General features: G+C 67.0%; 8 protein-coding genes. 6 read left to right on the forward strand and 2 right to left on the reverse strand.

From position 1 onward, the window contains the following. The first annotated feature begins 18 nt into the window (after nucleotides 1–18). Both GCT19_RS30045 and GCT19_RS30050 read left to right on the forward strand, forming a co-directional pair. Nucleotides 19–543: a GNAT family N-acetyltransferase gene (locus GCT19_RS30045; RefSeq protein ID WP_018435629.1), complete on the forward strand. Its 525-nt coding sequence runs from the start codon at nucleotides 19–21 to the stop codon at nucleotides 541–543. A gap of 175 nt (nucleotides 544–718) precedes the next feature. Beyond that, nucleotides 719–1,690, forward strand: coding sequence for a hypothetical protein (locus tag GCT19_RS30050; protein ID WP_152853945.1), 972 nt, complete (start codon nucleotides 719–721; stop codon nucleotides 1,688–1,690). 173 nt (nucleotides 1,691–1,863) lie between these two features. Here GCT19_RS30050 and GCT19_RS30060 read toward each other — a convergent pair whose 3' ends face one another. Both GCT19_RS30060 and GCT19_RS30065 read right to left on the reverse strand, forming a co-directional pair. Continuing rightward, nucleotides 1,864–3,315, reverse strand: a complete 1,452-nt coding sequence (locus GCT19_RS30060; RefSeq protein ID WP_152853946.1) for a gamma-glutamyl-gamma-aminobutyrate hydrolase family protein — start codon at nucleotides 3,313–3,315, stop codon at nucleotides 1,864–1,866. Nucleotides 3,316–3,442: 127 nt separating this feature from the next. Further along, nucleotides 3,443–5,200, reverse strand: coding sequence for a cation:proton antiporter (locus GCT19_RS30065; RefSeq protein ID WP_152853947.1), 1,758 nt, complete (start codon nucleotides 5,198–5,200; stop codon nucleotides 3,443–3,445). A gap of 213 nt (nucleotides 5,201–5,413) precedes the next feature. On the opposite strand from GCT19_RS30065, the gene GCT19_RS30070 reads away from it, so the two are divergent. The 4 genes from GCT19_RS30070 to xdhB all read left to right on the forward strand — a co-directional run. Beyond that, nucleotides 5,414–6,793, forward strand: a complete 1,380-nt coding sequence (locus GCT19_RS30070; protein WP_152853948.1) for an amidase — start codon at nucleotides 5,414–5,416, stop codon at nucleotides 6,791–6,793. A 94-nt stretch (nucleotides 6,794–6,887) separates the two neighbouring features. Further along, a complete protein-coding gene (locus GCT19_RS30075; RefSeq protein ID WP_018435622.1) occupies nucleotides 6,888–7,397 on the forward strand; it encodes a disulfide bond formation protein B in 510 nt (169 codons plus the stop codon). Nucleotides 7,398–7,711: 314 nt separating this feature from the next. Next, on the forward strand, nucleotides 7,712–9,250 hold the full coding sequence (xdhA, locus tag GCT19_RS30080; RefSeq protein WP_193727466.1) for a xanthine dehydrogenase small subunit: 1,539 nt from the start codon (nucleotides 7,712–7,714) through the stop codon (nucleotides 9,248–9,250). Further along, a partial coding sequence (gene xdhB / locus GCT19_RS30085; RefSeq protein ID WP_152853950.1) for a xanthine dehydrogenase molybdopterin binding subunit occupies nucleotides 9,250–11,585 on the forward strand: 2,336 nt, incomplete at its 3' end. The genes xdhA and xdhB, both read left to right, overlap by 1 nt.

Below are 11,585 nucleotides of genomic sequence, written 5' to 3' on the forward strand. Positions count from 1 at the left end.
ATTCAGTTGATAACTCCGATGCAAACCACCCCTGCTCTTTCCCTGCGCCCCGCCACGCTCGAGGACGCCGCGCTGATCGCGTCGATCCACAGTGCCAGCTGGCAGGCCACCTATCGCGGTCTGTTGCCCGACGCGTTCCTCGACGGTGAAGTCACGCGCGAGCGCGCCGCCTATTGGGAAGCGCGTCTCGGCGCGCCGGGCGGCGAGCGCCGCATCGTGCTGATCGCCGAATTGGCCGGCGAGCCGACCGGCTTCGTGTGTGTCGAGCGACAGCCCGAGTCCGCATGGGGCGTGCTGCTCGACAACCTGCATGCGCTGCCTGGTTATCAGGGCATCGGCGTCGGCAAAACGCTGATGCACGCAGCCGTTGACTGGGCGCGCGCGCAAGGCGAAGCACAGCTGTATCTGTACGTGCTCGAGGGCAACACGGCGGCGATCGGCTTTTACGAGCGGCACGGTTGGCAGTTGGTCGGCGCGGAGCCCGACCATATGGGCGGCGTGGATATCACCGCGCTGCGCTACGTGTATCGGTTGAAGCCCTGAGCATCGAAGTTGAGTGTGCGTGCAGCCGTTGATGTCCCCGTTTTCGGAGTCATCTGAAGGTTGGACAAGGTAGTTTCGAGGCACGATTTTCTGTCGCCGATGGCTTCATCGGCCCCCTACAGATTTCGTCACTGCCTCACCAGGTCGTCCTGTTACGAGACGCCGGAAGAAACCGATGACCAGCACGCCGCTCACCTTGATCGAAGGCGCATTCGCCCTTCCCCCTCTCCGTCCGCTCGACCATCCGTCCGAACCCTTCGGCCGCGATTGGGCATTGCTGCCCGACGCTCAGCGCTCGCGAGCCGGACCCGATTCGCTATATGCCGCGCTGCTGCGCACCGTCTGCATCGGGCATCAACAATTGCTGTCGTATGGGCAGCGGGTGTCGATCGACGGCGCGCGGAGCGGCGTGAAGCGTCCGGCAGAGGCGCTCGTCGCGGACGCCACGCGGCATGCCGGGGAAGCGGCGAATACCGCGACGGTGACGCGTCCCGCTATGCAACGGAAGGTGCCTCAGGGTCCGATGCGTATCGCGCTCAAGGCCCGCTCGCCGCGAATCGCGCAGCGGCGCTCAGTTTGGAATCGGCGTACGGTCGCGGCGAGTGCCGTGGTAATCGGCTGCGTCGCGGTGCTGGTGTGGTGGACCGTCGATCAGCCTCTGGCGCCGTGGCACATGACCTCGGACATGCTGAAATCGGCGCAAGCTTTGATGCCGCGCCGTGATGCGCCGGTGATTGCCGAGGCCGTCACACCGGCGCCTGTGCTTCCGCCATTACCTGTCGACGTGGCCGCCGCCGCATCCACGCGCATGGCGGCATTGCCTGAGCGCACCACCTCGCGAAATGTCCGCACGCCGCGTGATGCGATTCACTCGTCAGTTGCGCATCGTGCGCTTCGCGCGCAAACGCGTCCCCTTCCGGTAAATCGCCGTGCCGCGAACGAGTCATCGCATGAAGCGCGCAATCGAGCCCGGTTCGACAAAGACGAATACGCTGATGTGACGACCTTCGCCATGATGTCTTTACTCGACGCCGCGCCGCGGCCGCGCTCCACCGTGTCGAACGATCGGCCAGTCAACAGCACCGAGTGGATGGATCACATATCGCAGCGTCGCGTCACCGAAATCCCGGAACAATTCGCGCAATGAGCGCCGCCGCTACTTCGACGCAGGCAAATCCGCTTCCGTCTGCTGCTGCAAGCGTGTGACCTGGCTCTGAAGCTGGCGCAATCGCGACCGCGCGTTGTCGCGTTCCGGGCGCAGCGCGGGCGCCGTCAAATGGATGGGATAGCCCCCGCCGAGCCAACGCAAACCTGCCCTGCTTAAAACCGCGTCTCCCGCGCGACCCGCAGGAACGTATCGAGCAACGGCGTGCAATCGAGCAGTTCCGGGCCGCCCGCGCGATGAAACTCCGGATGCCACTGCACGCCCATCACGAACGGCGCGCGCCGATAGCGCACGGCCTCGATGATGCCGTCCGACGCCGACACCGCCTCGATATTCAGATCACGGCCCAGCGTCTTGACCGCCTGATGGTGGATCGAGTTGACGATCGCGTCGCGTCGTCCGGGGAACATGTTCAGCAGCGTCGAGCCATCCGGGAAATGCACGCCGTGACGGTGCTGATCGTAGTTCTCGTTGACGTGGGCGTTCGCGGTAGGCACATCGGTCGCGATGTCCTGATACAGCGTGCCGCCGAACGCAACATTGATCAGCTGGCAGCCGCGGCACACGCCGAGCACCGGCTTGCCCGATTCGACGAACTCGTGCAGCAGTTCGAGTTCGTACATGTCGCGCACGCGGTCACCGGGCCATTCGTGGCTGCTCGCCGTTTCCGCATAGGTCTGCGGCGACACGTCGGCGCCGCCTTGCAGCAACAGGCCGTCGAGATGCTTCGCGTAGTCGCGCAGACGGATGTTGCTCGGGTGCAGCATGCCCTGATGACCGACGGTCGGGATCATGAACACCAGCACGTCGCGCGACATCACCCAGTGCGCGATCGACTCCTCCAGATACTGCAGCGTCTTGCCGCGCAAGCCCTTCGCACCAGGTTCCGGGTGGAAGATGCGCGCCGACACGCCGATGCGCAGCGTGCGCTGCGTGATCCGCTGCCCTGCGCGATCGAACAGCTGCCGCGCACGCGCCGCGACGATGCGGCCGAACACGCTCCACGCCGAATCGCTCTGCTTCAGGTAGCGCGGCGGCGACGGCGGAAGCGCGTTGGGGGGCGGTGGATTGGTTGCGCTGAAATCGGGTGCCGCGCCGAAACCGGGCGGCGGCGAGCCGGGCGCACGCGCCGCAGGCGCGGCGGCTTCGTCGGTGGCGATCTCGCCGTCGGTGGCGAGGTCCGCGGCGCTGACACCGCCACGCACTTTGGGCTCGCCGGCGGCCACCGTCGGTTTGACGGCTGGCTCGGGTTTCACGGTGCTCGCGCCGCCGGTGTACGTACCGGCGCGCCGCGCTTCGCGCTCGTGCACCGCGGCTTCCTGCCTTGCGGTCGATTCGGCGGCGGCGCTGCGTGCCTCGACCGCGTCGCGCAGCCGCGCCGCGCGCGGATCTTCGCGAGTGACTGACGAAGCGCTGATCGGATCGTCGGTCGACGACCTGGCGGTCGCCTCCTCGGCGGCCGGGCTCGTGTCTTTGGCGGCCGACTGGGTGGCATCTTCATGCGACGGAGGAAGCGAGGGGGCCGGTGCGGCCGGCGTGCCGCTCGGCGCGGGCGAGCTCGGCGGTGGACTGCCGGTCGTGCCGGCGTTTTCGGGTTTGTCGCTCATGACTGTCGGACGGGCGCCTTCCGCGCGAACGAATGAATATGCCCTGATTATCCGTCAGTGCAGCAGGCCCGGCAAACCCGCAAACAATTACTCACATTGTTGCGAAGCTTTACACAAACCCTTTGAATCAAGGGTCTGGCCGCTCGTCGAATGTTTCCCGCAACGCGATCTGCATCGACGCGTGAATCTTCACGCACCAGCGCCACACGAGCGCGAGCAGCAGCGCGGCGCACCCGAGCACCGCGACGAGCAGGCCCGTTGGCGGCAGGATGCTGCCTGACAGCGCCGCCACCAGCAGAAACACGCCGATCATCGATACGAGCGGCACGAGGTCGGCGATCGCGTGGCGCAGCGCGCTGGTGAAGCGCCCGGCGATGGTCGGCTGCACGCTGACTTCGGCGAGCAGCAGCGCGAGTGACTTGGTCTTGCGATATACGGCCACGAGGAACGGCAACGACACCACGAGCGCGACACTCCACTGCACGACGCGCTGCAATGGCTCCTCGTCGAGCCAGTGCGCGAGCAGCCGGCCGCTATGCGGCGCGCTATACGACACGACCAGGAAAATCGCCGCAACGAGCGCGAGATTCACCGCGATCTGCACGACGATGCGCCGCGTCATGCTGATCAGCGTCGGCTCGCCGCGCGCCGTAATCAAACTGCGCAGCCATTGCCCGTACATGCCGAACGCGTTGGACAACGTGGCGGGCATCGCATTCGCGATGCGGCGCGTCAGCGGATCGGCGACGCGGATCAGATAGGGCGTCGTCAGCGTGGTCAACGCCGACACGGCGACCGCGATCGGATACAGAAACCCGCTCGTCACCTTCAACGTCAAACCGAGCGTCGCGATGATGAACGAGAACTCGCCGATCTGCGACACGGTCATGCCGACGCGCATCGACGTGCGCCCGTCCTGCCCCGACAGAAACGCGCCGAGCCCGCACGACACGATCTTGCCGACGATCACCGCGAGCGTAATCACGGCGATTGGCCATCCATAGTCGAGGATCACGGCCGGGTTCAGCATCAGTCCGATCGTCACGAAGAAGATCGCGGAAAACGCGTCGCGCAGCGGCGCGATCAGATGCTCGATCCGATGCAGATGGCGCGACTCGGCCATGATCGCGCCGATCAGAAACGCGCCGAGCGCGATGCTGTAATCGAGCTTGACGACCAGCAGACAGAAGCCGAAGCAGAAGCCGAGCACGGACACCAGCATCATCTCGTTGCTGCCGGTGCGCGCGACGTAGTTCAGCGCGCGCGGCACCAGCAGCACGCCGACCAGCAGCGACACCGTCATGAACAGCAGCAGCTTGCCGAGCGTGACGGCCGCGAGCCCGGCCGACAACTGCCCGGTCTGCGCAATGCCGGTCAGCAGCACGAGCATCGCGATGCCGAGAATGTCTTCGACGATCAGAATGCCGAACACGAGCTGCGAGAAGCTTTCGCGTTTGAGTCCGAGGTCGGACAGCGCCTTCACGATGATCGTCGTCGACGAGATCGCGAGGATCGCGCCGAGGAACAGCGAATCCATCGGGCTCCAGCCGAATGCATTGCCGATCGCGTAGCCGATCCACAGCATCAGCACGATCTCGGACAGCGCGGCGACGATCGCCGTCGCGCCGACCTTGAACAGCTTGCGCAGGCTGAATTCGAGGCCCAGCGAAAACATCAGGAACACGACGCCCAGCTCGCCGAGCGTCTGGATCGTCTGTTCGTCGTGGATCAGCTGGAACGGCGGCGTGTACGGTCCGATGATCACGCCGGCCGCGATATAGCCGAGCACCACCGGCTGCTTCAGGCGATGGAACAGCACGGTGACGACGCCCGCCAGCGCCATCACGACGGCCAGATCCTGGATGAAGCCGATGCCATGGTGCATGAACGTTTTCCTTACAAACAGTAATCTCAGAAAGCGCAGTGTAACAAACGGACTGACCATGTTTTTGGCGAATTCGCGCGTCGCGCCGCGCCGGCAGTAGCAGGCCGCTCGGCCGCAAAACCTTGCTCTACAATGCGGACGGACCTTCCCGTTGGCTCGGCACCGCCCCGCTCACGCGCCCGAGCTGCGCTCAACCGGATTTCTACCGACATCATGGCCACTGACTTCGCCCCGTTCCCGCCGCTTGCCCAGCTTGCCGCCGATCTCGCCGCCGGCCGCACCACGAGCCGCGCGCTCGTCGAAACCGCGCTCGACCGGATCGCCGACCCGGCCGGCCAGGGCGCCGCCGTCTTCATGCACGTCGACGCCGACGCCGCGCGCGCCGCCGCCGACGCGCACGACCACCTGCGCGCGGCCGGCACCGTGCTGTCGCCGCTCGCCGGGATTCCGGTGTCGGTCAAGGACCTGTTCGACATCGAAGGCCAGCCGACCCGCGCGGGCTCCGTCGTGCTCGCCGATGCGCCAGCCGCGAAAGCCGACGCGGTCGCGGTCGCACGGCTGAAGCGGGCCGGCGCCGTGATCGTCGGGCGCACCAACATGAGCGAGTTCGCGTTTTCCGGGCTCGGCCTGAATCCGCACTACGGCCATCCGCTGTCGCCGTACCGGCGCGGCGTGAAGGGCGACGAGCGGGTTTCGGGCGGCTCGTCGTCGGGCGCGGCGGCATCGGTCGCCGACGGCATGGCGGCGGTCGCGCTCGCCACCGACACCGGCGGCTCGATCCGCATTCCAGCCGCGTTGTGCGGGCTGACCGGCTTCAAGCCGACCGCCGCGCGCATCCCGAAGCAGGGCGGCGTGCCGCTGTCGTCGACGCTCGATTCGTTCGGGCCGATCGGCGTATCGGTCGCGTGCTGCGCGCTGGTCGACCGGATGCTCGCCGGGCTCGAGCCGCGCATTCCGGCCGCGCGGCCGCTCGAAGGCGTGCGCCTCGGCGTGCTGACCAACTTCGTGACCGACGGCGTCGAGCCCGAAGTCGCACGCGCGATCGATACCGCGCTCAAGCATCTGGAGGCGGCCGGCGCGATCGTCAGCGAGGTGCGCTTCGCGCCGCTCGACCGCCTTGCGGAAATCAACCGCTTCGGCTTTTCGCCAATCGAGGCGTATGCGTGGCATCGTCCGCTGCTCGACAAACATCGCGAGCAGTACGACCCGCGCGTGCTCGTGCGCATCATGAAAGGACAGCCGGCCACCGCGGTCGACTACTTGGACCTGCTCGCCGAGCGCGCCGCGATGCTCGATGAAGCCGCGCGCACGCTGTGGCAGCGTTTCGATGCGGTCGTCGCGCCGACGGTGCCGGTCGTGCCGCCGCGCCTCGCCGACCTGCTCACCGACGACGATACGTTTGGCCACACTAACGCGCTGATCCTGCGCAACCCGAGCGCGTTCAACTTCCTCGATAGCTGCGCGCTGTCGCTGCCGTGCCATCTGCGTGGCGACGCACCCGTCGGCCTGATGCTGGCAGGCGCGCCGCACGCCGACGACGCGCTGCTCGCGATCGGCCGCGCGGCCGAGGCGGTGCTGAATGCGATCCGCTAAAGCGCGGCAATCGTCAGGCGATAAGCGGCGCGAAAGGCGTTCGCGCTAGAATCGCCGGCACCCGCTCTTTCGTCTCCAGACCAATCGAAGATCCATGACTAACGACTCCGCGATGCTGCGCCGCGAGCGCACCCTGCTGAATCTGCTCGGCCTGATCTGTCTCGCCCTCGTAGGCGGCGCGCTGTACCTGCAGTTCGGCCTGCGCCAAGACCCGTGCCCGCTGTGCATCATCCAGCGCTATTTCTTTCTGCTGATCGCGATCTTCGCGTTCCTCGGCGCGCGCTTCAAGAACTGGCGCGGCGTGCGGCTGCTCGAAGTGATGGCGGCGCTGTCGGCGCTCGCCGGCATCGCGACCGCCGCTCGCCATGTGTACATCCAGGCGAATCCTGGCTTCAGCTGCGGCTTCGACGAGCTGCAGCCGATCGTCGACAGCCTGCCGCCCGCGCACTGGCTGCCGAGCGTGTTCAAGGTCGCGGGCCTGTGCGAAACCGCATATCCGCCGATTCTCGGGCTGACGCTGCCGATGTGGTCGGGGGTCGCGTTTATCGTCGCGTTCGTCGCGCTGATGCTGAGCCTGGTGCGCAATCGCCATCGGGTGTCCTGACGACCGACCCGCATCGTAACGCCGGACTTCGTGTCGCCCATGCCGGGCCCCGAAGTCCGGCGTTTTTTCTGCGCGGCGTTCTACGAACGCTCGCCATTGTTGTCGCCCGCCGCCCCGCGCACGCAACTTCTCGCTGCCGCGCGAATCGTACCGGGATCATGATCGCCGCCGCATGAGCTTCATGCGACGCGGGAAATATTTTCGGACCGGGGTAGTGCTATCTTCGGGTATGGATGGCGATCTACGTGCGCGAGGCCGGCTTTTGCGACCCCATGCGTAACGCGCGCCCGGTCCGCACTGTCTTCCGATTCGCCATGACAACGCAAACCATCCGCTTCTATCACCAGGGGTCCGTCCGCGAGGTCGCGGGCGTTCCGGCGACGCGCACGGTGCTGCAGCACCTGCGCGAGGACTTACGCTGCACCGGCACCAAGGAAGGCTGCGCGGAGGGCGACTGCGGCGCGTGCACAGTCGTGATCGGCGAACTCGACGCGCGCGGCGAGCTCGCGCTGAAGGCGGTCAACGCCTGCATCCAGTTCCTGCCGACGCTCGATGGCCGCGCCCTCTTCACCGTCGAAGACCTGCGCGCCGCGAACGGCGCGCTGCATCCGGTGCAGCAGGCGCTGGTCGACTGTCACGGTTCGCAATGCGGCTTCTGCACGCCCGGCTTCGTGATGTCGATGTGGGCGCTCTACGAAAACCAGCCCGCCAGCGCCGGCCTGCCGACCCGTGACGAAATCGACGCCGCGTTGTCCGGCAATCTGTGCCGCTGCACCGGCTACCGGCCGATCATCGATGCGGCGCAGAAGATGTTCGACTACGCGCAGCATCCGCGGGTCGCGCTAGATCGCGATGCGATCGCGGCCACGCTGCGCACACTGCAGCGCAAAGACACGTTCGAATACAGCGCCCCCGACACGCGTGGCGCCGCGTTCGGCTCACCCACCTTCCACGCCCCGCTCACGCTCGACGCGTTCGCGACGCTGCGCGCCCAGCATCCGGACGCGCGCATCGTCGCGGGCAGCACCGACGTCGGCTTGTGGGTCACCAAGCAGTTTCGCGATCTCGGCGACCTGCTGTACATCGGCAACGTCGCCGAGTTGAAAACCATCGCGCGCGACGCGCAAACGCTGACGATCGGCGCGGCGGTCTCGCTCGAAGACGCGTACGCGGCGCTCACCGCCGACTACCCCGAGCTCGCCGAACTATGGACGCGCTTCGCATCGCTGCCGATCCGCAATGCGGGCACGCTCGGCGGCAACGTCGCGAACGGCTCGCCGATCGGCGATTCGATGCCGGCACTGCTCGCGCTCGGCGCCGAGGTCGAGCTGCGCCGCGATCGCTCGACCCGCACGCTGGCGCTCGATGCGTTCTACCTCGGCTATCAGAAGACCGCGCTCGCGGCCGGCGAATTCGTTAGCGCGCTGCGCGTGCCGCGTCCGGCCGGTGCACTGCGGTTTCGCACCTACAAGGTGGCGAAGCGGTACGACCAGGACATTTCGGCGGTATGCGCGGCGTTTGCGCTGCACGTCGCGCAAGACGGCACGATCCGCGCGGCGCGCGTCGCGTTCGGCGGCATGGCGGCGACACCGAAGCGCGCCACGCATGCCGAAGCCGTGCTCGACGGGGCGACGTGGAACGACGAGACCGCCCGCCGCGCGATGGACGCGCTCGCCGCCGATTACCAGCCGCTCACCGACATGCGCGCGTCGAGCGCGTATCGGCTGAAGGTCGCGCGCAATCTGCTGTGGCGCTTCTACCTCGAAACGCGCGACGACGCGCCGCTCGCGCTCTGCGACGTCAACGCGTTCGCGTTCGAACCCGACGCAACCGTCGCGAAGGAGTCGCCGTGATGAACCGCACCGATGCCTTTATCGAACGCGCGGTTGAGCGTGCCGAGCAACGCGACGACGCGTCGATCGGTGTCCCACTGCCGCACGAATCCGCTGCGCTGCACGTGAGCGGCGAAGCGACTTACACCGACGACATCGCCGAGCTGCACGGCACGCTGCACGCGGCGCTCGGTCTGTCGCGCCATGCGCATGCGCGCATCGTGTCGATGGATCTCGATGCGGTCAGAAACGCGCCCGGCGTGATCGCGGTGCTGAGCGCGGACGACATCCCCGGCGAAAACAATTGCGGCCCGGTGCTGCACGACGATCCGATCCTCGCCGACGGCGAAGTGCTGTACCTCGGCCAACCGGTCTTCGCGGTGATCGCCGAGAGCCACGAACTCGCACGCCGCGCGGCCGCGCTCGCGAAAAGCGACGACGTGATCCGCTACGAACCGCTCGACGCGATCCTCACCGCCGCCGATGCCAAAGCCGCGAAGCAGTTCGTGCTGCCGCCGCTGCATCTGCGGCGCGGCGATCCGGACGCGAAGATCGCCGCCGCGCCGCATCGGCTGGCCGGCACGTTCGAGGTCGGCGGCCAGGAGCAGTTCTATCTCGAAGGCCAGATCGCCTATGCGGTGCCGAAAGAGATGGACGGCATGCTCGTCTACAGTTCGACGCAGCATCCGAGCGAAATGCAGCAAGTGGTCGCGCATATGCTCGACTGGCCCACGCATAACGTCGTGTGCGAATGCCGGCGCATGGGCGGCGGCTTCGGCGGCAAGGAATCGCAATCGGCGCTTTTCGCGTGCGTGGCCGCTCTCGCCGCGCAACGCTTGCGTCGGCCGGTCAAGCTGCGGGCCGATCGCGACGACGACTTCCTGATCACCGGCAAGCGCCACGACGCGGTCTACGAATACGAGGCGGGCTTCGACGATCAGGGCCGCCTGCTCGGCGTGCGCGTCGAAATCGCGCTGCGCGCCGGCTATTCCGCGGATCTGTCGGGCGCGGTCGCGACCCGCGCGGTATGTCACTTCGACAATGCGTACTACCTGCCCGACGTCGATATCGTCGCGCTGTGCTGCAAGACCAATACGCAGTCGAACACCGCGTTTCGCGGCTTCGGCGGACCGCAGGGCGCGCTCGTGATGGAGGTGCTGCTCGACGGCATCGCGCGCGAATTGCGGCGCGATCCGCTCGACGTACGGCTCGCGAATTACTACGGCGTCGGCGAACGCGATACGACGCCGTACGGACAGCGCGTCGAAGACAACATCATCGCGCCGCTGACCGACGCACTGCTCGATTCGAGCGACTACCGCGCGCGGCGCGCGGCGCTCGCCGAATTCAATGCGAAGAGCCCGGTGCTCAAACGCGGCCTCGCGTTTTCGCCGGTCAAGTTCGGCATCTCGTTCAACGTGCCGTTCCTGAATCAGGCCGGCGCGCTCGTGCACGTGTACAAGGACGGCTCCGTGCTCGTCAATCACGGCGGCACCGAGATGGGCCAGGGGCTCAACACGAAAGTCGCGCAAGTGGTCGCGAATCAGTTCGGCTTGCCGCTATCGCGCGTGCGGGTGACCGCGACCGATACGTCGAAGATCGCCAACACGTCCGCGACCGCGGCCTCGACCGGCAGTGACCTGAACGGCATGGCCGCCGAAGCCGCCGCACAGACGATCCGCGCGCGCCTCGCCGAAGTCGCGGCGCGCCAGCTCGGCGGCGACGCGTGCGACGTGCAGTTCGCGCGCGGCAGCGTATCGGTGAACGGCGGCGCGCTGCCGTTCGAACAGCTCGTCAACGCCGCGTATCTCGCGCGCGTGCAGTTGTGGTCGGACGGCTTCTACGCGACGCCGAAAGTGCATTGGGATGCGAAGACGCTGACCGGTCATCCGTTCTATTACTTCGCGTATGGCGCGGCGGTGTCGGAGGTCGTCATCGATACGCTGACCGGCGAGTGGAAGCTCGTGCGCGCGGACGTGTTGCACGACGCGGGCCAATCGATCAATCCGGCGATCGATCTCGGCCAGATCGAAGGCGGCTTTATTCAGGGGATGGGCTGGCTCACCACCGAAGAGCTGTGGTGGAACCGTGACGGCCGCCTGATGACGCACGCGCCGTCGACGTACAAGATTCCCGCCGTCAGCGACACGCCCGCCGCATTCCACGTGCGGCTCTACGACAACAGCAATGCGGAGCCGACCGTGTTCCGCTCGAAGGCCGTCGGCGAGCCGCCATTGCTGCTGCCGTTCTCGGTGTTTCTCGCGATTCGCGATGCGATCGCGGCCGCGGTGCCGGGCGCGCGACATGCTCCGCCGTTGCGTGCGCCGGCCACGCCCGAGGCCATACTCGATGCGCT

The organism is Paraburkholderia atlantica (genome assembly GCF_009362785.1).
Classification (GTDB): Bacteria; Pseudomonadota; Gammaproteobacteria; order Burkholderiales; family Burkholderiaceae; genus Paraburkholderia; species Paraburkholderia atlantica.

Bases quoted from the DNA above. Each gene is read 5' to 3' on its own strand.
- GCT19_RS30045 (WP_018435629.1), top strand. From the start codon at position 19: ATGCAAACCACCCCTGCTCTTTCCCTGCGCCCCGCCACGCTCGAGGAC.
- GCT19_RS30050 (WP_152853945.1), top strand. From the start codon at position 719: ATGACCAGCACGCCGCTCACCTTGATCGAAGGCGCATTCGCCCTTCCC.
- GCT19_RS30060 (WP_152853946.1), bottom strand. From the start codon at position 3,315: ATGAGCGACAAACCCGAAAACGCCGGCACGACCGGCAGTCCACCGCCG.
- GCT19_RS30065 (WP_152853947.1), bottom strand. From the start codon at position 5,200: ATGCACCATGGCATCGGCTTCATCCAGGATCTGGCCGTCGTGATGGCG.
- GCT19_RS30070 (WP_152853948.1), top strand. From the start codon at position 5,414: ATGGCCACTGACTTCGCCCCGTTCCCGCCGCTTGCCCAGCTTGCCGCC.
- GCT19_RS30075 (WP_018435622.1), top strand. From the start codon at position 6,888: ATGACTAACGACTCCGCGATGCTGCGCCGCGAGCGCACCCTGCTGAAT.
- xdhA (WP_193727466.1), top strand. From the start codon at position 7,712: ATGACAACGCAAACCATCCGCTTCTATCACCAGGGGTCCGTCCGCGAG.